The organism is Roseixanthobacter pseudopolyaromaticivorans (genome assembly GCF_043195145.2).
GTDB lineage: Bacteria > Pseudomonadota > Alphaproteobacteria > Rhizobiales > Xanthobacteraceae > NCEH01.
The window spans coordinates 2,775,125-2,793,569 of the sequence record NZ_CM195539.1; the positions used below are offsets into that span (position 1 = coordinate 2,775,125).

Annotated in this window: 27 protein-coding genes; 15 read left to right on the forward strand and 12 right to left on the reverse strand. The window is 64.7% G+C overall.

Features of this window, described 5'->3' with window-relative positions; translation table 11 throughout:
- The first annotated feature begins 14 nt into the window (after positions 1-14).
- Positions 15-233: a hypothetical protein gene (locus V5F68_RS13385; protein ID WP_394016286.1), complete on the forward strand. Its 219-nt coding sequence runs from the start codon at positions 15-17 to the stop codon at positions 231-233.
- A gap of 150 nt (positions 234-383) precedes the next feature.
- On the opposite strand, the gene V5F68_RS13390 is transcribed toward V5F68_RS13385, so the two are convergent.
- Positions 384-668, reverse strand: a complete 285-nt coding sequence (locus V5F68_RS13390) for an aldehyde dehydrogenase (protein ID WP_394016285.1) — start codon at positions 666-668, stop codon at positions 384-386.
- A gap of 59 nt (positions 669-727) precedes the next feature.
- Positions 728-1,381: a glutathione S-transferase family protein gene (locus tag V5F68_RS13395; RefSeq protein WP_394016310.1), complete on the reverse strand. Its 654-nt coding sequence runs from the start codon at positions 1,379-1,381 to the stop codon at positions 728-730.
- A gap of 159 nt (positions 1,382-1,540) precedes the next feature.
- Between V5F68_RS13395 and V5F68_RS13400 the strand changes: the two genes are divergently transcribed.
- The 6 genes from V5F68_RS13400 (at position 1,541) to V5F68_RS13425 (ending at position 5,543) form a co-directional block, all read left to right on the forward strand.
- Complete coding sequence (locus tag V5F68_RS13400; RefSeq protein ID WP_394016284.1) at positions 1,541-1,849, forward strand: hypothetical protein; 309 nt, start codon at positions 1,541-1,543, stop codon at positions 1,847-1,849.
- 51 nt (positions 1,850-1,900) lie between these two features.
- Positions 1,901-2,359, forward strand: a complete 459-nt coding sequence (locus V5F68_RS13405) for a Rieske (2Fe-2S) protein (protein ID WP_394016309.1) — start codon at positions 1,901-1,903, stop codon at positions 2,357-2,359.
- Between the two features lie 22 nt (positions 2,360-2,381).
- A complete protein-coding gene (locus V5F68_RS13410; protein ID WP_394016283.1) occupies positions 2,382-2,726 on the forward strand; it encodes a DUF6156 family protein in 345 nt (114 codons plus the stop codon).
- Complete coding sequence (locus V5F68_RS13415; protein WP_348844617.1) at positions 2,723-2,890, forward strand: hypothetical protein; 168 nt, start codon at positions 2,723-2,725, stop codon at positions 2,888-2,890. The genes V5F68_RS13410 and V5F68_RS13415 overlap by 4 nt, the downstream gene beginning before the upstream one ends.
- 186 nt (positions 2,891-3,076) lie before the next feature.
- Positions 3,077-5,122 (forward strand): thioredoxin domain-containing protein, encoded by a 2,046-nt coding sequence (locus V5F68_RS13420; protein ID WP_394016282.1) that lies wholly within the window; start codon positions 3,077-3,079, stop codon positions 5,120-5,122.
- Complete coding sequence (locus V5F68_RS13425; protein WP_394016281.1) at positions 5,115-5,543, forward strand: group II truncated hemoglobin; 429 nt, start codon at positions 5,115-5,117, stop codon at positions 5,541-5,543. The genes V5F68_RS13420 and V5F68_RS13425 overlap by 8 nt, the downstream gene beginning before the upstream one ends.
- A gap of 30 nt (positions 5,544-5,573) precedes the next feature.
- Here V5F68_RS13425 and V5F68_RS13430 read toward each other — a convergent pair whose 3' ends face one another.
- The 6 genes from V5F68_RS13430 to V5F68_RS13455 form a co-directional block, all read right to left on the reverse strand.
- On the reverse strand, positions 5,574-5,813 hold the full coding sequence (locus V5F68_RS13430; RefSeq protein ID WP_394016280.1) for a hypothetical protein: 240 nt from the start codon (positions 5,811-5,813) through the stop codon (positions 5,574-5,576).
- A 54-nt stretch (positions 5,814-5,867) separates the two neighbouring features.
- The gene (locus tag V5F68_RS13435; RefSeq protein ID WP_394016279.1) at positions 5,868-6,110 is read right to left on the reverse strand and encodes a hypothetical protein; all 243 of its coding nucleotides are present in this window, start codon (positions 6,108-6,110) and stop codon (positions 5,868-5,870) included.
- Between the two features lie 39 nt (positions 6,111-6,149).
- Positions 6,150-6,491: a hypothetical protein gene (locus V5F68_RS13440; protein ID WP_394016278.1), complete on the reverse strand. Its 342-nt coding sequence runs from the start codon at positions 6,489-6,491 to the stop codon at positions 6,150-6,152.
- Positions 6,492-6,522: 31 nt separating this feature from the next.
- The gene (locus V5F68_RS13445; RefSeq protein ID WP_394016277.1) at positions 6,523-7,293 is read right to left on the reverse strand and encodes a dienelactone hydrolase family protein; all 771 of its coding nucleotides are present in this window, start codon (positions 7,291-7,293) and stop codon (positions 6,523-6,525) included.
- A 146-nt stretch (positions 7,294-7,439) separates the two neighbouring features.
- Positions 7,440-7,811 carry a DUF59 domain-containing protein gene (locus V5F68_RS13450; protein WP_394016276.1) on the reverse strand — a complete coding sequence of 124 codons (372 nt, stop codon included), beginning with the start codon at positions 7,809-7,811 and terminating at the stop codon, positions 7,440-7,442.
- A 246-nt stretch (positions 7,812-8,057) separates the two neighbouring features.
- A complete protein-coding gene (locus V5F68_RS13455) occupies positions 8,058-8,537 on the reverse strand; it encodes a hypothetical protein (protein WP_394016275.1) in 480 nt (159 codons plus the stop codon).
- A 285-nt stretch (positions 8,538-8,822) separates the two neighbouring features.
- Here V5F68_RS13455 and V5F68_RS13460 point away from each other — a divergent pair, with 285 nt between their 5' ends.
- Together V5F68_RS13460 and grxD are read left to right on the forward strand one after the other, a co-directional pair.
- Positions 8,823-9,056: a BolA/IbaG family iron-sulfur metabolism protein gene (locus tag V5F68_RS13460; RefSeq protein WP_348844609.1), complete on the forward strand. Its 234-nt coding sequence runs from the start codon at positions 8,823-8,825 to the stop codon at positions 9,054-9,056.
- Positions 9,057-9,107: 51 nt separating this feature from the next.
- A complete protein-coding gene (gene grxD / locus V5F68_RS13465) occupies positions 9,108-9,443 on the forward strand; it encodes a Grx4 family monothiol glutaredoxin (RefSeq protein WP_394016274.1) in 336 nt (111 codons plus the stop codon).
- A gap of 58 nt (positions 9,444-9,501) precedes the next feature.
- On the opposite strand, the gene V5F68_RS13470 is transcribed toward grxD, so the two are convergent.
- From V5F68_RS13470 to V5F68_RS13485, 4 genes are read right to left on the reverse strand one after another with little or no spacing between them, the layout of a single operon-like run.
- Positions 9,502-10,281, reverse strand: a complete 780-nt coding sequence (locus V5F68_RS13470) for an ankyrin repeat domain-containing protein (RefSeq protein ID WP_394016273.1) — start codon at positions 10,279-10,281, stop codon at positions 9,502-9,504.
- 2 nt (positions 10,282-10,283) lie between these two features.
- A complete protein-coding gene (locus tag V5F68_RS13475) occupies positions 10,284-11,918 on the reverse strand; it encodes a nitroreductase family protein (protein ID WP_394016272.1) in 1,635 nt (544 codons plus the stop codon).
- The gene (locus V5F68_RS13480) at positions 11,915-12,361 is read right to left on the reverse strand and encodes an ArsC/Spx/MgsR family protein (protein WP_394016271.1); all 447 of its coding nucleotides are present in this window, start codon (positions 12,359-12,361) and stop codon (positions 11,915-11,917) included. Before V5F68_RS13480 ends, V5F68_RS13475 begins: the two co-directional genes overlap by 4 nt.
- Positions 12,362-12,370: 9 nt before the next feature.
- Positions 12,371-12,805, reverse strand: coding sequence for a response regulator (locus tag V5F68_RS13485; protein ID WP_348844604.1), 435 nt, complete (start codon positions 12,803-12,805; stop codon positions 12,371-12,373).
- Positions 12,806-13,227: 422 nt separating this feature from the next.
- Here V5F68_RS13485 and nifH point away from each other — a divergent pair, with 422 nt between their 5' ends.
- From nifH to V5F68_RS13515, 6 genes are all read left to right on the forward strand, one after another.
- Positions 13,228-14,118, forward strand: a complete 891-nt coding sequence (gene nifH / locus V5F68_RS13490; RefSeq protein ID WP_394065975.1) for a nitrogenase iron protein — start codon at positions 13,228-13,230, stop codon at positions 14,116-14,118.
- 189 nt (positions 14,119-14,307) lie between these two features.
- Positions 14,308-15,000, forward strand: coding sequence for a nitrogen fixation protein NifQ (locus V5F68_RS13495; protein WP_394013475.1), 693 nt, complete (start codon positions 14,308-14,310; stop codon positions 14,998-15,000).
- A 14-nt stretch (positions 15,001-15,014) separates the two neighbouring features.
- Positions 15,015-15,518 (forward strand): Fur family transcriptional regulator Irr, encoded by a 504-nt coding sequence (irr, locus tag V5F68_RS13500; RefSeq protein ID WP_394013057.1) that lies wholly within the window; start codon positions 15,015-15,017, stop codon positions 15,516-15,518.
- Between the two features lie 205 nt (positions 15,519-15,723).
- The gene (nifW, locus tag V5F68_RS13505; protein ID WP_394013058.1) at positions 15,724-16,074 is read left to right on the forward strand and encodes a nitrogenase stabilizing/protective protein NifW; all 351 of its coding nucleotides are present in this window, start codon (positions 15,724-15,726) and stop codon (positions 16,072-16,074) included.
- A 383-nt stretch (positions 16,075-16,457) separates the two neighbouring features.
- Positions 16,458-17,303, forward strand: a complete 846-nt coding sequence (locus V5F68_RS13510) for an electron transfer flavoprotein subunit beta/FixA family protein (RefSeq protein ID WP_394013059.1) — start codon at positions 16,458-16,460, stop codon at positions 17,301-17,303.
- A 24-nt stretch (positions 17,304-17,327) separates the two neighbouring features.
- Complete coding sequence (locus tag V5F68_RS13515; protein WP_394013060.1) at positions 17,328-18,434, forward strand: electron transfer flavoprotein subunit alpha/FixB family protein; 1,107 nt, start codon at positions 17,328-17,330, stop codon at positions 18,432-18,434.
- Positions 18,435-18,445 lie beyond the last annotated feature (11 nt).

The following is an 18,445-nucleotide window of genomic DNA, read 5'->3' on the forward strand; positions in this document are numbered from 1 at the left end:
GCGCGGAGGAGAAAATGGAAACCATCATGATCCATGCCCGCTTCGCGCCGAACGGTTCGGTCGTCGAGATCAGCGAACGCCCGGTGGGCCTCACCCCGCAGGATTGGTTCAATCTGCTGAGCGACCGCGCAGGCGATGTCTACCAGGCGTTCTCGGGCGGGCGCGGCGTATTCCGCATCGAGAAGACCAAGCTCGAGGCTCTTAAAGCCGAAGCCGTTTCAAGCGCAGCGTGAGGGCTGGGGTCCAGGCCCCCGCCTACGATCGGCCCCCACCTACGATAAAGGCTGGTCCCGTCAGGGATCAGCCTTCGCTCATGAGAGAGTTATTAATCAGCGCGGGCGAGGACGAGCGGGCGCTGCCCACACCGTGCCCCGATCACCGCCTCATTTGATAAACTGCCCTTGGAACAGGGCCAGTTTCTCCGCCGTATCAAGACCGCTCTGCACCGGCCAGCGATGGTCGAAGAAAAAGGTCTTTACGTCCCGGGTCATGTCCTTGCCGTGGATGTACCAGCGCTCGACTCCATCCGGCCCGATAATCGCCGGGCCGTCTGCGCGGTGCACCACGTCGCCATCAAGCCAGAGCTTCGTATCGCCATAGAGATAGATTCCGGCCTTGCGCGACATGTCGTCCTGATTGCGCTCTTCCACGACAAACATCTGGCTCATGACGATCCCTTAAAGCGTTGCGTGCGCCCGCCATCCGCGATGCAAGATCCATGCGCGGCTCATGCCACCTCCACGCTCTTGTCCTGTCCCAGCACGGCGGTGTTGTAGCCCTCTTCCCGCAGCACGCGCTGCACGGCGGGCCGGGCGAGCATCCGACGGTAATGGACGAGGAGGTGTTTCGGCAGGGCGATGCCGGTCTTCTCGGCCCAGAATTCCACATAGAACAGCACTGGATCGGCGGCCGAAAAGGCTCCCGCGAGGTAGGGCCCGTTGCCGATCGCCGCGTCCAGCACCTCGAAGCCTTTGCGCACGATATCGCGGCCGAGTTGGCGCACACGCTCGTGGTCCGCCACATCCGACGCGAAAGTGGAGGTCGCGAAGATGCGCGCAAAGCCCTGGCCGTGGACCGTTCCCACCACATAGGCCATGGCTTCCACGAGCCGCGTCTGAAGCTCCACATCGTCCGGCCAGAGCTTCGCGCGCGGCCGGCTGCGGGCAAGCCAGTAAGCAATGGCCTGGACCTCGGTGAGTGCCGAGCCGTCCGCGCGCACCAGGGTCGGAATCGTCGATTTTGGGTTGATCGCGACATAGCCCGGCTTGAAATGGTCTCCGGCGGGCAGGTTCACGATCGTGACCTCGAACACCTCCTCCAGTTCCTCCAGCAGGATGTGGATGCCCGTGGAGCAGGATCCAGGCGTCATATAGAACTTCATCAGGGCCATGGTTCATCCTCGCATGTCGGGAAACCACCAGGACGCACGCCCGCCGGCCTCTCGCGGCATGCTTCATGCAAATCTCGGGGCATCCCCCGTGCAGAAGCCAATTGTGCGGGAAGTGCGACCGGGAGCGTCGCGTTTGCGACAGAGACGAGCATGGCCCTCGACCTGAAAACACCCTGGACCACGGCCGACGTCAGCGCCTTGCTGGCTTCCGTCGCTGATGACCGCAGCTGGCGGCTGGAGGTCTCCTCCGAAGGCATCGCGCGGCTCAACGATCTCACCGTGGTGCCCACCGCCGATTATGAAGACCGGTTGCACTGTTTCTTCGAGATCTGGGACGAGGGCACCGATTTCGTCGGGCCAGGCGCGGCGTCCGACGCCGCCTTGTGTCGCAAGCTGGAGCGCCTGCTGCGCGACAATTATCCGGTGCTTCAGGGAGCGCGGACCCTGTCCGCGATCTGACGCACGGCGCGCTACGGCCACGCTGTGGTGGAGAGAAGCAGAGGCTTGCCGATGTCTCCAGGGGAAATTCAGGTTTTCGTCATTTGCCCGGCGTCGAGCATCGCGCCCGGCGGCGTGAAATCGTTCCGCCTGTCCCGTGTCGTTGAAACCGGGGAGAACCGCGAGACGCGTCCGTTCCCCATCTTCATCGTACGCACGCTGACCAACGATTATTTCGGCTATTCCAACGTTTGCTCGCATGAGGGCCGCTGGCTGAATATCGGTTCGGGCGAATTCTTCACGCCCGACGGGGAATTCCTGCGATGCGGGCGGCACGGCGCGACCTTCGAAATCGATACCGGGGTCTGCGTGAAAGGACCCTGCAAAGGCCAGAATCTGGAGCCTCTCGCCCTCGCCGTGGTCGATGGGGAGGTGTGCATTTGCGGCATCGATCTGGTGGAGGACGACGGCTTTCCCGATCCCTTCAGCGACCTCGATGAAACCATGGAAATCATGATCCACCCGGAATGACGGGTGACGGGAGAACACGCGCATGGCGGAGCCGGCCGAAGAGCATTGCCGCTTCTTTGTCTCCTATACCGGGGTGAAGCTGCCCTTCACCCTGGTCAACGCGATCGAGGCGGATGCGCTGTCCAACCGCAACACGTTCATCCGCGCCTATTTCGATGGTGCGGGCGTGCTGCGCGGCTTCGACAAGGTTGTTTACGGCGAGGTGGAGCTTTCCCATCGCTATGCCTACCACCCCAACGGCCAGCTGAAGCGCGCCGAGATCGTGATGCTGGACGAGGAGCCGGCGGCCCTGAGCTTTGACGAAGCCGGCACGCCGCGCTCGGAGGCAAACCCGTCCGCGCAAAACGAGGGATGCGGATCATCATGACTGTCGCACAATTGCTCGACGCACTCATGCAGATGCCGCGGGACGCCGTGGTTCTCATGGAAACCGACGGCGGCCTCTCGCGCGTCGATGCGCTGGATTTCGTGGAAGACCACGGCCCGGGCGCGCCGGCGGAGGTCATCCTCCTTCCAAGCATGGATGAATAGAAGCGGCCCTTCCTTGTCGCATTCGCGATGAAGACGCGACGCGGTGCTGTCGGATTTCCTTCGCCTCCAGGCCCGAGCGCTTGATGAAACCGACGGTGGTCGGCGCTTTTCTAAGGGCTTCACAGATGGCGAGCAAATTGCTTTGCCCGCACCGGAGTATATCTGCAGCAAGGGAAGCGGCGGGCCATGAACAATCTGTCGGGCGAGACCAGTCCTTACCTGCTCCAACACAAGGACAACCCCGTCCACTGGCAGGTGTGGGGCGAAGAGGCGCGCGCCGCAGCACAGGCGGCCGATAAACCGATCCTGCTCTCTATCGGCTACGCCGCCTGCCATTGGTGCCATGTCATGGCGGCGGAAAGCTTCGAGAATGCCGAGACCGCCGCCCTGATGAACGATTTGTTCGTGCCCATCAAGGTGGACCGGGAGGAGCGGCCGGACCTCGACCTCATCTATCAGAACGCCCTGACGCTGCTCGGCCAGCGGGGCGGCTGGCCGCTGACCATGTTCCTGACCCCGCAGGGCGAGCCGTTCTGGGGTGGCACCTATTACCCGCCTGAAAGCCGCTATGGCCGCCCGGCGTTTCGCGACATGCTCAGCCGCGCGGCGCAGGTCTATCGCGACCAGAAGGACACGGTCGCTAAGAACACGGCGGTGCTACGGGAGGGCCTCGCCCGCCTGTCGGAGCCGCCGCCGGACAATCTGCTCACCCTCGATATATTGGACGAAATCTGCCTGAAATTTTCGGACCTCATCGACGAGGTGGACGGCGGCATCGGGCAGGCGCCGAAATTCCCTCAGTCGCCCGTGCTCGCGCTCCTGTGGCGCGGCTACAAGCGCACCGGCAAGGCGAAGCTGCGCGACGGCGTGCTGCTGACGCTGGATCGCATGTCGCAAGGCGGCATCTATGACCATCTCGGCGGTGGCTATTCGCGCTATTCCACTGACAATGCCTGGCTGGTCCCGCATTTCGAAAAGATGCTGTACGACAACGCCCAATTGGTCGAGCTGCTGACCTGGGCCTGTCAGGAAACGCGCAATCCCCTCTATGCCGCACGCATCGCGGAAACCGTTTCCTGGATGCTGCGCGAGATGCGCGTGGAGGGGGGTGCGTTCGCGGCCGCGCTCGATGCGGACAGCGAGCATGAGGAAGGCAAATTCTACGTCTGGACGGCCGCAGAAGTCGAAGCTGTTCTCGGCGGCGAGGCCGCGCTGTTCAAAGCCCATTACGACGTGCACCGGATCGGCAATTGGGAGGGGCGCAGCATTCTCAATCGTTCCGAGAAGCCGGACCTTGCCGATGCCGCAATCGAATCCCGCCTCGCCGCGGCGCGCGAAAAGCTGCTCGAGGCACGCAGTGCGCGCGTGCGTCCGGGACGCGATCACAAGGTTCTGGCGGATTGGAACGGCCTTGCCATCAGTGCGCTTTGCCTTGCCGGCGGTGCACTCGGGCGGGAGGACTGGATCGACGCGGCCAAACGGGCCTTCGCCTTCATTCTCGCGCAGATGACCGACGCGCGCGGCCGGCTACACCATTCCTGGTGCGAGGGGCGAACCCATTCCGGGCTGCTGGATGACTATGCCGCCATGAGCCGCGCGGCCCTGGCCCTCTATCAGGCCTGCGGCGATGGCTATTACCTCGCCTGTGCGGAGACGTGGGCGGCCCTCCTGGAGACCCATTTCAGCGATGCGGAGCGCGGTGGCTATTTCCTCACGGCCGACGACGCGGCAGGTCTCATCACGCGCATCCGCAACGCCTTCGACCATGCGACACCCTCCGGCAACGCGATGATGGTGGAGGTTTTCGCGACCCTCTTCCTATTGACGGGAAAGACAGAGTATCGCACCCGCGCGGAGCGGCAGATCGGCGCGTTCGCCGGCGAGGTCGCACGCAACGCGATTCCGCTCGCGGCCTTTCTCAGCGGCCTCGATGCCTTCGCCAACAGCGTGCAGATCATCATCCGCGCCGGCAGCGGTCTGGAAGAGCTGCGGCACGCCGTGCAGACATGCTGCATCCCCAACCGGGTGCTGCGGGTGCTCGGCGCCGGAGAGCAGCCCCCGCCGGGTCATCCCGCCCACGGCAAAGAGAGCATTTCAGGCAAGGCGACAGCCTATGTCTGCATCGGGGAGACCTGCTCGCTGCCGGTCACCGACCCGGAACTCTTGCAAATCGCCCTTTCGGGCCGGAAGGCCCCGCCGGTGGGCCAAAATCTGGAGGTGAGCCATGTCTGATGTGGCAGTCCAAATGTCCATGTTCGAGCGCCTCGGCGGAGCGGTCACCATCGACCGTTTGGTGGAGGCCTTCTATCGCCGCATGGATACGTTGGAGCAGGCCCAGGACATCCGCGCCATGCATGCGCCTGACCTCTCGACCACCAAGAACGTCCTGAAGCGCTATCTGTGCGAATGGACCGGCGGGCCGAAGCTCTATTCGGTGGAAAAGGGTCATCCGCGCCTGCGCCAGCGCCATATGGGCTTCAAGATCGGCAATGCGGAACGCGACGCGTGGCTTGTGTGCATGCGCGGCGCGCTGGAGGAGACGGTGGACGACGAAGCGGCCCGCCGGGAGATCGACGAAGCCCTGACCAAGCTCGCCGACTGGATGCGCAATCAGGCCGACAATCCGCACGATTCGGGCCAAGCCCGCCCGTAAAAAGGCCCGCCGTAAAGGTGCGGCCGTGCTTTACAACGGCACGCCGAAGAATTCCTCGTCCGCCCCGCCCCAGGCCTTGTGCAGAGCCAACGCATTGCGCCAGCGCGCGAGTTCCGCTTCGTCGGCGGAGCGATGGGTGATTTTGCCGTCCGGCCGTTCCGCCAGCAGATAGACCTTGCCGTTGCGCAGGAAGCGCTGGAGATCCTTGGTATCGACGGGCCGCACGACACAACGCGGCGCCTCGTCGATGAGGATGGTGGTCGGCATCATGTCACGTCTCCGGTCATGTCATGTTTCCGTCAGGCGCCCCGCTTCCGTGGCGGGTCAGAACCCCTCGTCCCGCTGGCCCCAGGGGTGCGATCCGGGCACCAGTTCCGCCTTGATCCCAGCTTTCGCGATATCGGCGAGGGTGCGATAGAACGTGGCTTCGTGGACCAGCGTGCCGCCCTTGGTGGTGACCGCCACATAGCGCGCGACCGGATCGCTTTCGCAGAGGTAGCCGCCGCCCGGATCGCGGGTTTCGCGCACATTGCCGTTCCAATCCACGAAGAAGCCCTCAAGCGACATGTGTTCCTCCGATGAGATGAATTCAGCCATTTCGTCCGGCTAGGGTTCCGCGTCCGCATCCTCGGACGCGAGCTGTTTCAAGGCGGTTTCGACGATGTCCCGGCAGGCGAGCAGGCGCAGATAGTCGCCCCGCTCGATTGTCACCGGCTCCGCATGGCTCAGGTCGCCCACCCCCGGGTCGCCCTCACACGGGCGGGCTGCAGCGGCGGCCTCGAACAACACTTTTTCGAGCTGGTAGATGCGTTCGCTGGCCCGCTCCAGATACGGCACCGGATTGTTGCGGACATTGGCCTCGTGCAGGGCGGGCAGGCTCAGCAAGGTGCGCAGGCGGCGGGCCGCCTGGCGCTTCTCCACTCCGAAATCAGCCTTGATGATGCTCATCATCACCTCCGCTCTGTCGTCCTCCCCGCCCTCAATCCAGCGGCGGACCGAGATCGTCGTCGGCGCTCTTCTTGGTCTTCTTCTTTTCCACCTTGGCCTGCGCATACATGCCCGAATTCTTCAGGGCGATGGGCGCCTGGCCTTCGACGAATTGCGAGATCCAGAACAAGGTCCGCTCCAGCGCCTGGCCCGCCGAGGCCGCGTGATAGCTGCCCCGCTCGTCGCAATTGAACCCGTGGGTCGCGCCGGGATAGGTGAAGGCGCTGACATTGGGATGGGAGGCGCGGAACTGCTCCACGTGCTCGATCGGGATCAGCGGATCATTCTCGGCGAAGTGCAGCAAGGTCGGCACCTTGCGCTTCTCGCCCTGGGTTTCCACGATGCCCGGGCCATAATAGGAGACCACGCAGGCGATGCCTGAAACCGCATTCGCGGCCGCATAGGCGATGTTGCCACCGCAGGAATAGCCGACGATCGCGATCTTTCCGGCCTCCTTCACGGCATCGACGCTTGCCTGGATGTCGGCGAGCGCCTTCGCATCGTCCAATTGCTCCAGCAATGCGAGGCCTGCCGAAAAGTCTTCCTCGTCATAGCTCAACGCCACGCCGGTCTGGATGCGATCGAACAGCGACGGCGCGATGGCGACGTAGCCCTTCGCGGCGAAATCGTCGGCCAGTTTCCGGATGTGCGGATTGACCCCGAACAATTCATGCAGAATGACGACGGCCCCCTTGGGCTCGTCCGCGGGGTCAGCCCGATAAGCCGAAACGGCGTGTCCATCGGAAGCAACAAGCTCGATCATGGCATCCTCAATTCCCGCCCATGGCAGCTTTCGCGCAGGGCATTGCGTGCTTGATCCGCCCAGCCTCGGTCATTCGGACGGCGGATTAGGTGCCAGGCTCGCGCCCAGAAAATTCAATTCTTGTTTCTTGGATGATCCAGGGCGCGCTACAGCAACCCAAGCTCCAGTTGCACGTCTTCCGACATGCGCGAATTCTCCCACGGGGGATCGAACACGAGCTTGATCGTCGCCCCTGAAATGCCCTCGACGCCGACCACCGCCTTCTCCACCCAGCTCAGCAATTCGCCGGCCACCGGGCATCCCGGCGCGGTCAAGGTCATGTCGATCTCCACATGACCGCCCGGCAAGACATCGATGCGATAGATCAGCCCGAGATCGTAGACGTTCACGGGGATTTCCGGATCGTGCACGGTGCGGATGGCGGCGATGATCGCCTCCATCAGAGTTTCGTCCGCGCCAGGCGTGGCTCCTGCCTCGTGCGTCACATGCGGTGCGTCGTGATCATCGAGATGTGTCATCTGCCTGCCACCCCCGCGCAAACCGATCGCCCTGTTGGATTTGCGACCTTGGCGGCAATGCGACATGGCGGTGAACCGACACGACGGGGACGCGGCGCCAGCACATCAAGGCCGCCTTCCGGTCTCCTGAGCGTATTCGCTGATGTTTTGAAGATGTCCACCAAGTTCATCACGAATTCGGTCCCAATCCATGCCCGCCGAAGCAGGGCTGCAGGAAATACCGTGCAAACGTGGTGCCATCCCGCCTCAGGCGAGGCCTTGCGCGAGCGCCTCGATCACCGTCCAGCCGACGGCTCCCGTCGGATCCAATTGGCGCAGGGCGGCGAGGATTTCCTGGGTGCGCTCCGGCTCGTTCCGGCGCAGATGGATGAAGCCAAGCGCTTTCAGCGTATAGAGCGCGAACCGGCCCGCGCCCTCGGGCAGGTTCTCCTCCGGCCGCCAGCGGCGCCAGTCCGCATGCCAGCCGGCCTGCCGCGCCGCCTCGCGCAAGCCGCTCTCGGCCACCGCCTGGGCCTCGTCCAGGTTTCCCTGATAGGTGTGGATCTTGTAGAGGCAGAAATAGATCGGCAATTCGCCCGGCGCCGCCGCGAGTGCTTCGCGGAACAAGCCATCGGCCCGCGCATGATCCTGTCGATAGGCGGCCACGCCCTGCTGTAGCAGGGCATTGATCTCCGCCGGCAGGTCGCCGAAATTGATGGGGTCGCGGTCTGGAAAAAGCTCGATCATCGGCGGCTCGCTCAAGCGGGCGGGCCGGGTCGCCCCAGCCAAGCCCGCGCAGGTTCCTCCATTCCAAGCAAGAGCCGGGCCGCAGCGGATCCGCGCCAGCGCTCGATTTGAAGGGCCCTCCCACCTGTCGGCAATGCGACATGTGGCGGACATTCTGTCCGCCGTGCGCCCGCGCTCGCCTCGCTATTCTGACGGAAATCCAGAATCTGCGGGCGCGCCTCACGTTTTGCGCGGGTGGTTTGAACCTTGCAGAGGCAAGACTGTGACATCTGGAGAGCGATGACGATGGCAATGGTCGGGTCCGACATCGAGCGCCTCATCAAGGAGGCATTTCCCGAAGCGCAGGTCATCATCGTGGACCTCGCGGGCGACGGCGATCATTTCGCCGCCCGCGTCACGAGCGAGACCTTCCGGGGCAAGAGCCGGGTGCAGCAGCACAAGATGGTCTACGACGCGCTTCAGGGGCACATGGGCGGAACGCTGCATGCCCTCGCCCTCGAAACCATCGTGCCCGCCTGACCCGGCCGCAGCGCGCGGTTCAATTCATCTGATCGTGAAGGGGATAAGTTGATGGCAAATTCCACCTCAGAGCGCATCGCCGGCATCGTTGCCGCCAATGATGTCGTGCTTTTCATGAAGGGCATTCCGGCAGCGCCGCAATGCGGCTTCTCGGCCACCGTGGTGCAGATCCTCTCGCGGCTCGAAGTGCCGTTCGAGAGCGTGGATGTGCTGGCGGATTTCGAGATCCGCGAAGGCATCAAGGCCTTCTCCAGCTGGCCGACCATCCCGCAGCTCTACGTCAAGGGCGAGTTCATCGGCGGCTGCGACATCGTCCGCGAGATGTTCCAGGCCGGCGAGCTCTCCACGGTGTTGGCTGAAAAGGGCGTTGCCGTCGGCGCGCTCTGAAGGCCTGCCGATTTCCGCCTCGCCGTGTTCACGCGGCGGGCGGAGATTTAAATTGCCCTCACGCCTCCATGGCCTGCGCCCGGCTCGCCCGACGCAGCAGCGTGAGGCATTCGACATTTCCCGCAAGGTCGAGCGCGGTGAAGCCGTCCAGGGTCTCGGGGCGGATATCCGCGCCGCGCTCCAGCAGGCGCGCCACCACGTCGGCGAGGCCGGCGGAGGCGGCATACATCAGCGCGGTCGCGCCATTGTCGTTGGCGGTGTCGAGATCAATCCCCCTCTCCACCAACAGGTCGATCATCTCGAAATGCCGGCCGACGCAGGCGAGCCACAGGGCGGTGTTGCCGTCCGCGTTACGGGTATTGAGCTGCGCCCCCGTCGCCACCAGCGCCCGCGCCACGGCCAGCGCACCGATGTGTGCTGCCCGCATGAGTGGCGTCGTGCCATTGGCGATGGTGCCCTCCACCGCGCCAGACGCAAATCCCTGCGCTAGAAGCCAGGTGTCCACCTCGGGCGGAAGCTCTTTCGCGGCGGGCGAGCGCTGCCGCCACGCCGCATATCCCCCGTCGAGGCTATGGACCTGCGAGAAGCCGAAATCGGAGAAGGCCTGCGCGTATTCCTGGCTGGCGTTGCCGTGATAGCAATAGATCAGGATCGACCGATCCTTCGGCGTGCCCGCGAGGGTCGGACCGAGATTCGAAAACGAAACCCGCACCGCCCCCTCGATCCTGGCCTCCGCAAAGGAGGATGGATCGCGCGTATCAAGGATGAGCGCATCGCCGCCCAGCAAGACCTCAGCCTCGGCGATGCCGATGCGGCGGAATGGAACGCGCTGTCGCATATCTATCCTCGCGCTGGAAAAGTCGGCCGGCCCTCATAGGCGGGCAAGGTGGCGATGCGGTCGTCGGTGAGCGGACGGCCGACCGTGAAATGGTAGAGCGTCTGGAATTCCAGCGTGGTCAGCCCCAGCAATTCGTGCAGCGCATCGTCGAAGAAGCAGCCGATGCCGGTGCCCCGCAGCCCTGCGACCTCGGCCTCCAGATAGAGGACATGGCCCAGCAGGCCCGCCTCCCAATGCAGCTGGCGATATTGCGACGGGTCGGTTCGTACCGCACCCTCGAATTCCGCCAACATGCTCATGGCGAAACAGCCATCGCTGGCGATGGCCTGGTGGCAGCTCACGGTGCGCGCCACGCCCCGGCAATCGCTCTGCACGAGGCGCACCAGCGGCAGATGAGCGGGCGCGCCTTCAACCGGCTCCCAGACGAAATCCGCGCGCAACGCCGTCCGCAGCGCCCGGCCGGCCGTCTCGGAGCGTGGCAGGGCATAAAGACCAGGCGCAAGTCCCTCCACGCGATGGACGAACAGGACGGGATGCAGGGCTGGGGCGCGCTGCCAGAGATCCCACGGCGCCGTTGCGCGCGGCAGCACCGCGTCCAGCATTCTGAAGAAGACAGGGCGCGGCATCTCAAACCGGCTGTCGAAGCGCTGGGCGCTGCGCCGCCCGAGCAGGATCTCGGCCGCAGGGGCGTCGCCGGTCCCCGTCAGGTTCGGAAGCTGCGGCAGGGCGGCGGGCACGGGCCGCGCCGCCGTCGCCCTCGTTGCCCGGCTCGCCTCGGCGATGATGGGCCAACGATAGAGCGGGCGCGGATCCAGCACGCTGGCGTGGCCCGCCCAATCTCCACCCACAAGCGCGCGGTCGCTGAAGGCATCGGCATCGAAGCCGGTTGGCCACGGGCCCGGCTCGATGGCGACCAGAACGTCCGCATCTTCCTGTTCCGCTTCGGAAAAATCGGACGCGCGATCAAGCCCCATCACAGCGCTGAGCGTCGCGGCATCGCAGCCTTCCACGACACGAGCAGTCCAGCCCAGCGCCCCCGCCGCATAGCACAGCGCACCGAGGGCGTGGCCGATGTCGAGCTGGCAATAGCGGAAGGCGCGTTCGCCATATTTCCACGCTTCGCGCCAGTGCACCGAACTGAGGCCGATCCAGAGGCGGGAGGGGCTGCACGGCTGCGCCGGTGCGCGGCAACGCTGCTCCAGCGCGTGGTCGCGGCTGACATAATGGTGGAGCCCGTCGGCGAGGCCCGCCACATGGGCGGTCAGCGCATAGACTTCGGTCGGGTGGAGATTGCCGCTGGAGGGATTGCAGCGCAGCGCCCAGCGGTCCGGCCCGAACACCTTCCAGGCCGCAAGACCGAACGACAATTCCAGCAGCAGTGCGACGCTTTGCAGGTTCAGCGCAGCGGGGTGCGGCGGGGCCTCAAATATCTGGGAAAAGCGTGTTTCCAGCCGGTGTGCGGCGAGCGGTAGGTCAACGCGGGGAGCGCCCGAGAACACCCGGAAAGGATCGGGCTGCGAGTCCCAATCCAGCGTCTCCGGCCCCGGCGCGTAGCGCGCCAGCGTATGCTTAGTGCGCGCATGATAGGCCAGGATCGTCTCGACCGGGCTTAGCGCGTCGAGGGCGGCGATTGTCATGGCCGGACGGCCGGCGGCTCGGGCGCGTCGGGCGCGGGGCAGCCGCCGGGAACGTCTGGCCGCGTGCAGCCCTGCACCGCCTTGAGTGCATCCGCATCGCGCAGCCAGGAGGTGACGGGCTCGCGATCGAACCCCGCGCAGCGCGCGGTACCGCGCTCCACGAGCGGCCGGCGGATCAGCAGCGGGTCGGCGATCATCAGCGCCAGTGCGGACGCCGCATCCAGCCGATCGGGTACGACCTCGCCGGACTTCACCCGCGGCGCCGCCGGGTTGAACCAGCTCGTGACCGGCGTATCGCCGAAGAAGCCGAGCAGGCGCTCGGGCGTCCAGGGTTCGCTCAGCAGGTTGCGCGCGTCCACACGATAGCCGGCGCGCTCCAGCATCGCGATCTGGCGGGCATTGGTGCCGCAGCCGGGCTTTTGAAAAAACAGGATTGCGGTCAAGACCGCCGCCTATCGCATGAAGCCGAGTTGCACGATGGGCTGCGCCCCACCCCGCCCGAGGATCGTGTCCACCTTCTTGCGCACGGCCTCCAAGGTCAGCGGCTTCACCAGTGCGCCATGGGCGCCGGCCTTGATGCCGTCCACCGCCGTGGCCTCCTGGGCCTTTTCGCAGACGATGAGAATGCGCACGCCGGGGAATTTGGCATTGAGATCGCTCACGAGGTTGGTTCCCCGCTCGCTGAGGAAGGACACCCCCAGCAACACCACGTCCGGCTTCAGCCAGCCGACGCCTTTCTCGTAGGCTTCCTCAGGTGTGGCGAGTTCATGCGTCTCGATTTCATCGTGCAGCATGAATTGCAGGGCGGCGCGCGTAATTTCATCCTGATCGACAACGAACACGCGCCGCTGATCCACGGCCTTTGATGTTTCGACACCAATCTGCATGTCACCCTCGCTGGCGTGTCGCGGCACATCTTCGCGCCCGCGCTCTGCACCTGTCTAAGCAAGTTCCGTTCCGCCCGCGCGACACCAGTATCCGCGCGGGTTGGCGCAGGTTTTTCTGAGCCGTGCAAGTTCTCCCTCTTGTTTCCTTTATGACAGCGCAGCGCGCGCTGTCCGATTCAGGACACAAGGGCCGACAAGAAAACCGGCTTATTTTTCATTTATAAATCAGACAATTACTGAATATCGCCATCTGGCACGCGGTTTGCTGAAGAATTCCTGCACGGCGAGTGAGGGCTGAGTGCACGCAGACGCGACGACGAGCGATGCGCTCCTTCCCGTAACCGGCGAGCCTGTTTGTGAGCGAGGAACATTCACGCCCCGCGCGTGGTGGTCATTGGCAATCGGTTCGAAGGAAACCAATCATGTCGTCACTACGACAAATCGCATTTTACGGTAAGGGAGGGATCGGCAAGTCGACGACCTCCCAGAATACGCTCGCGGCCCTGGCCGAGATGGGACACAAGATCCTCATCGTCGGCTGCGATCCCAAGGCGGATTCCACGCGTCTGATCCTGCACGCCAAGGCGCAGGACACCATCCTTAGCCTCGCAGCCGCCGCTGGCAGCGTCGAGGACCTGGAACTCGAAGAAGTGATGAAGGTCGGCTACCGCGACATCCGGTGCGTGGAATCCGGCGGTCCCGAGCCCGGCGTCGGCTGCGCCGGCCGCGGCGTCATCACCTCCATCAACTTCCTGGAGGAGAACGGCGCCTACGAGGACATCGACTACGTCTCCTACGACGTGCTCGGCGACGTGGTGTGCGGCGGCTTCGCCATGCCCATCCGCGAGAACAAGGCGCAGGAAATCTACATCGTCATGTCCGGCGAGATGATGGCCATGTATGCGGCCAACAACATCTCCAAGGGCATTCTCAAATACGCCAATTCCGGCGGCGTGCGGTTGGGCGGGCTCGTCTGCAACGAGCGCCAGACCGACAAGGAGCTGGAACTGGCGGAAGCCATGGCGAAGAAGCTCGGCACCCATCTGATCTACTTCGTGCCGCGCGACAACATCGTGCAGCACGCCGAGCTGCGCCGCATGACCGTGCTCGAATACGCTCCGGACTCGGTGCAGGCGGGCCATTATCGCTCGCTGGCCACCAAGATCCATGCGAACGGCGGCAAGGGCATCATCCCGACCCCCATCACCATGGACGAGCTGGAAGACATGCTCATGGAGCACGGCATCATGAAGGCCGTGGACGAGACTGTCGTCGGCAAGACCGCCGCCGAACTCGCAGCAATGTCCGCCTGAGGCTTTTAAGCATCACGAAGACGACGCCGGCCGAGCGCCGGCGTCACCCCAAGAACCATGAGTCGGCGAAATCCAATCGCCGTCAACCGGGCCGGAGACAACCGCAGGCGGGCTGCACGACAGCCTTTGGAGCGCAACGTGACCCTTACGGCACCACGAGAGGATAGGATCGACCCGACCCTCGGCTTTCTGCGACCCCTGTCGCAGCTCGAGCGGGTCCGCGAGCATCCCGGCATCGCGACCTATCGCATGCTCACCGGCCTTGCGCCCGACGCGGCCGTCGTCGCCGACGACATCGCCTTCGACCGGCACGTGCTGGCCTCGATACTCTCGGTTGCTGCCATGGAAGGCCCATCGGTCGCGGAGCGTGTCGGCCTCACCCCGTGTGAACTCTCCACCCTGATAGGCCAGTGGTTCCCGTTGGCCCACGCGCAAACCGCCTCCTGGTGGACGCAGCCGGCGGCTCCCGCCGACGAGGAGATCACCATGGTGCGCGATCTTTTGCGCACCAAATGCTCTTCGCCCGGCGAAACGGGCCGCTGGCTCGCGGCCATGATCGCCCGCCGCGCCATGGAGCCGAACCATCTCTGGGAAGACCTCGGGCTGCGCGAACGCAGCGAACTCTCCCGCCTCATCGCCCGCCATTTCTTCCCGCTCGCGGCGCGCAACACCAACAACATGCGCTGGAAGCGGCTGTTCTATCGCATGTTGTGCGAGGACGACGGCTTCGTCATGTGCTCCACCCCCGTGTGCACCCAATGCAATGATTTTGCCCTCTGCTTCGGCGACGAAAGCGGAGAAAGCCGAATGGCGGATCGGCGTCGTTCGCTGGCCCTGGCGGCCGTTTCCGAAGGCGATTTCACGTCGTCCCAGCCCTCCTGACCATGGTGCGCCCGATGGAAGACATGCACGCCCACCCGTCCTTTGAAGCCACCGACGCGGACCTGGACCAGGAGCTGCGGCTGATGTGGCGGCGGAGCAAGCAGGAAGACCGGCCCTGGGTCGATTGCGGCGGCATGCTGCGCCGCGCCGGCCTACGGCCGACCCGCCAGCGGATCGTGCTCGGCCGCCTGTTGTTCTCGAAGGGCAACCGGCACATCACCGCTGGCATCCTCCACGAGGAAACCCAGAAGGCCCGCGTGCCCATGTCGCTCGCCACCGTCTACAACACGCTGAACCATTTCACCGAAGCTGGCCTGCTGCGCCGGATCGGCATCGACGGCGCCACCGCCTTCTACGATACCAACCCGAGCCAGCATCATCATTTTTACATCGAAGACGAAAATGTCCTGTGCGACATCCCGTCGGACAGTGTGGTGATCGACCGCTTGCCGCCGATCCCCGAAGGATTCGAAGTGTCGGGCATCGACGTGGTGGTGCGGCTGCGCAAGCGGCCCTGATCCTCGCAAGTGGACTTGTCGGCAGGTGGCGGATGCGGATTGTCGCGAGTCCGACATTGATCGACGCCCGGAAAATATCGGCAATTCAAATACTTAATCTGCTACACCGAATGGCACGCGGGTTGCCTCTCCAGATCGAGCAACAAGCGCGCCCCGTGGCGCGAGCCACCCAACGACGACGCAACACGCGCGAAGGAGACAGGCGATGAGCAGTTCCGCAGGCTCGGCGAGCAATGCGCCCCGCGTGCTCGATCAATTGAACAAAGCGTCTTCGGCCGAAGATTTCTTCACGCTGCTCGGCGTCGAATACGATCCGCTGGTGATCAATGTGGCCCGCCTGCATATTCTGCGCCGCATGGGGCAATATCTCGTCAGCGAGGATTTCACCGGCCAGAGCGAAGAGGCCGTGACGGCGCGCTGCAAGGCGGTGCTGGAACAGGCCTATGCGGATTTCGTCTCCTCCTCCCCCATAGACCAGCGGGTGTTCAAGGTGCTGAAGGATGCGGTCGCGCCGCCCAAGCCGAAAGCCATCGTTCAGCTGAACGTCCTCAAATAATCGAACCGCTCCGAAAGTCTTGCACCGATCCCGACGGCCGCCCCTCCGCATATCCGGACGAGGCGGCCGTTTGCGTCTGGAGGTCCCCCAAGGCCGGCTGGAGATGTGGAGGCGCACACGCCGGAGGTCTTTTGCCGCTCGCGCGCCCGCATATGAGGACCGCCGCTGCAGATGCCACACGCCTCGTCCGGTCTCTGCGCCGGGCTGTCGCATTCCCGACGCGTTCGGCACGCTTTTGTCAGCGTACGCTGCGCCGCGTTTCGACATGAGGCAGGCCATGCCCACAAGTATCTGAATCTAATATATAATTTAATTCTTTTTCCACTTGGTACGACACTTGCGTTTGTCCTCTTCGGGCTGTCAGACATGCTCGGAGCAACCGAATGCACATCGTCGTCTGCATCAAGCAGGTTCCAGACTCGGCGCAGATCCGCGTGCACCCCGTGACGAACACGATCATGCGTCAGGGCGTGCCGACCATCATCAATCCCTACGATTTGTTCGCGCTCGAAGCGGCTTTGGCCCTGCGCGACAAATTCGGCGGCGAGGTCACCGTCCTCACCATGGGCCCGCCCTCGGCGGAAGACAGCTTGCGCAAGGCGCTCACTTTCGGCGCCGACCGCGCGGTGCTGCTGACCGACCGCTTCTTCGCTGGTGCCGATACGCTGGCCACGACCTATGCTCTGGCCACCGCGGTGCGCAAAATCGGCGAGACCTTCGGCGCGCCCGATCTGATCTTCACCGGCAAGCAGACCATCGACGGCGATACCGCCCAGGTGGGTCCCGGCATCGCGAAACGGCTCGGGCTGCTGCAGCTCACCTATGTGGCGAAGATCAACACGCTGGATCTGGAGGCGCGCACCATCGAGGCCGAACGCCGCTCGGAAGGCGGCGTGCAGGTGCTGAAGACGCAGCTCCCCTGCCTCATCACCATGCTGGAAGCGACCAACGAGATCCGGCGCGGCGGCATGGAAGACGCGCTGCGGGCGGCCCGCGCCACCATCGTGAAATGGAGCGCGCAGGATGCCGGCGTCGAGGACATCACCAAATGCGGCCTGCGCGGCTCGCCGACCATCGTGAAGCGCGTGTTCGCCCCGCCGCCGCGTGCGGAAAAGGTGGCCCTGGTGGACTTCTCCGCCCGCCCGCCCGCGGAGGCCCTGATCGAGGACATCTTCAAGCGCCAGCCCAAGCTCGAAGCCGAGCTTGCGACCCTGGCGCGCGGCTATTGAGCGAAGGACGAGGGAACCAAGGCGATGAGCGAACCGACCAAAGCGCCCGCCCCGGCCGCAGGCCGCGCGGCGACGAAGAAGGAGCTCCCCGAGCACTTCAAGGCCTATAAGCATGTGTGGGTGTTCATCGAACAGGAGCGCGGCGTCGTCCACCCCGTCTCCTGGGAACTGCTGGGCGCCGGCCGCATCCTCGCTAACAAGCTCAAGGTGGAGCTGGCGGCGGTGGTGATCGGCCCGGAGGGCGAGGCCACGCGCAGCGCGGCCGCCGAATCCTTCTGCTACGGCGCCGACCTCGCCTATGTGGTGGCGGACAACCTGCTGACCGATTATCGCAACGAGGCCTATACCAAGGCGCTCACCGACGTGGTGAACACCTACAAGCCGGAAATCCTGCTGCTGGGCGCGACCACGCTCGGCCGCGACCTCGCCGGCTCGGTGGCGACCACGCTGCTCACCGGCCTCACCGCCGACTGCACCGACCTGGACGTGGATGCCGACGGCTCGCTCGCCGCGACCCGGCCGACGTTCGGCGGCTCGCTTCTGTGCACCATCTATACCCTCAACTATCGCCCGCAGATGGCCACCATCCGCCCGCGCGTCATGTCCATGCCCGAGCGCGTGGAGAAGATGGCCGGACGGATCATCACGCACCCCCTGGGCATGATCGAGGACGACATCGTTACAAAGGTGCTGTCCTTCATGCCGGACCGCGATTCCGCGAAATCCAACCTCGCCTATGCCGACGTGGTGGTGGCGGGGGGCCTGGGGCTGGGCTCGCCGGAGAATTTCCAGCTGGTGCGCCAGCTCGCCGGCGTGCTTGGCGCGGAATACGGCTGCTCGCGCCCGCTGGTGCAGAAGGGCTGGGTCACCTCCGACCGGCAGATCGGGCAGACCGGCAAGACCATCCGGCCGAAGCTCTATATCGCCGCCGGCATCTCCGGGGCGATCCAGCATCGCGTGGGCGTCGAGGGCGCGGACATGATCGTCGCCATCAACACGGACCCCAACGCGCCGATCTTCCAATACGCCCATGTGGGTATCGTCACCGACGCGATCCGGCTCCTGCCGGCGCTGACCGAGGCCTTTCGTGCCCGCCTGTCGCCCCATTCGCGCGACCGGATCGCAAGCTGAAGGAGGAGCGT

Excerpts from the sequence above, each read along its gene's own strand:
- V5F68_RS13385 (WP_394016286.1), top strand. The coding sequence starts at position 15 with ATGGAAACCATCATGATCCATGCCCGCTTCGCGCCGAACGGTTCGGTC.
- V5F68_RS13390 (WP_394016285.1), bottom strand. The coding sequence starts at position 668 with ATGAGCCAGATGTTTGTCGTGGAAGAGCGCAATCAGGACGACATGTCG.
- V5F68_RS13395 (WP_394016310.1), bottom strand. The coding sequence starts at position 1,381 with ATGAAGTTCTATATGACGCCTGGATCCTGCTCCACGGGCATCCACATC.
- V5F68_RS13400 (WP_394016284.1), top strand. The coding sequence starts at position 1,541 with ATGGCCCTCGACCTGAAAACACCCTGGACCACGGCCGACGTCAGCGCC.
- V5F68_RS13405 (WP_394016309.1), top strand. The coding sequence starts at position 1,901 with ATGTCTCCAGGGGAAATTCAGGTTTTCGTCATTTGCCCGGCGTCGAGC.
- V5F68_RS13410 (WP_394016283.1), top strand. The coding sequence starts at position 2,382 with ATGGCGGAGCCGGCCGAAGAGCATTGCCGCTTCTTTGTCTCCTATACC.
- V5F68_RS13415 (WP_348844617.1), top strand. The coding sequence starts at position 2,723 with ATGACTGTCGCACAATTGCTCGACGCACTCATGCAGATGCCGCGGGAC.
- V5F68_RS13420 (WP_394016282.1), top strand. The coding sequence starts at position 3,077 with ATGAACAATCTGTCGGGCGAGACCAGTCCTTACCTGCTCCAACACAAG.
- V5F68_RS13425 (WP_394016281.1), top strand. The coding sequence starts at position 5,115 with ATGTCTGATGTGGCAGTCCAAATGTCCATGTTCGAGCGCCTCGGCGGA.
- V5F68_RS13430 (WP_394016280.1), bottom strand. The coding sequence starts at position 5,813 with ATGATGCCGACCACCATCCTCATCGACGAGGCGCCGCGTTGTGTCGTG.
- V5F68_RS13435 (WP_394016279.1), bottom strand. The coding sequence starts at position 6,110 with ATGTCGCTTGAGGGCTTCTTCGTGGATTGGAACGGCAATGTGCGCGAA.
- V5F68_RS13440 (WP_394016278.1), bottom strand. The coding sequence starts at position 6,491 with ATGAGCATCATCAAGGCTGATTTCGGAGTGGAGAAGCGCCAGGCGGCC.
- V5F68_RS13445 (WP_394016277.1), bottom strand. The coding sequence starts at position 7,293 with ATGATCGAGCTTGTTGCTTCCGATGGACACGCCGTTTCGGCTTATCGG.
- V5F68_RS13450 (WP_394016276.1), bottom strand. The coding sequence starts at position 7,811 with ATGACACATCTCGATGATCACGACGCACCGCATGTGACGCACGAGGCA.
- V5F68_RS13455 (WP_394016275.1), bottom strand. The coding sequence starts at position 8,537 with ATGATCGAGCTTTTTCCAGACCGCGACCCCATCAATTTCGGCGACCTG.
- V5F68_RS13460 (WP_348844609.1), top strand. The coding sequence starts at position 8,823 with ATGGCAATGGTCGGGTCCGACATCGAGCGCCTCATCAAGGAGGCATTT.
- grxD (WP_394016274.1), top strand. The coding sequence starts at position 9,108 with ATGGCAAATTCCACCTCAGAGCGCATCGCCGGCATCGTTGCCGCCAAT.
- V5F68_RS13470 (WP_394016273.1), bottom strand. The coding sequence starts at position 10,281 with ATGCGACAGCGCGTTCCATTCCGCCGCATCGGCATCGCCGAGGCTGAG.
- V5F68_RS13475 (WP_394016272.1), bottom strand. The coding sequence starts at position 11,918 with ATGACAATCGCCGCCCTCGACGCGCTAAGCCCGGTCGAGACGATCCTG.
- V5F68_RS13485 (WP_348844604.1), bottom strand. The coding sequence starts at position 12,805 with ATGCAGATTGGTGTCGAAACATCAAAGGCCGTGGATCAGCGGCGCGTG.
- nifH (WP_394065975.1), top strand. The coding sequence starts at position 13,228 with ATGTCGTCACTACGACAAATCGCATTTTACGGTAAGGGAGGGATCGGC.
- irr (WP_394013057.1), top strand. The coding sequence starts at position 15,015 with ATGGAAGACATGCACGCCCACCCGTCCTTTGAAGCCACCGACGCGGAC.
- nifW (WP_394013058.1), top strand. The coding sequence starts at position 15,724 with ATGAGCAGTTCCGCAGGCTCGGCGAGCAATGCGCCCCGCGTGCTCGAT.
- V5F68_RS13510 (WP_394013059.1), top strand. The coding sequence starts at position 16,458 with ATGCACATCGTCGTCTGCATCAAGCAGGTTCCAGACTCGGCGCAGATC.
- V5F68_RS13515 (WP_394013060.1), top strand. The coding sequence starts at position 17,328 with ATGAGCGAACCGACCAAAGCGCCCGCCCCGGCCGCAGGCCGCGCGGCG.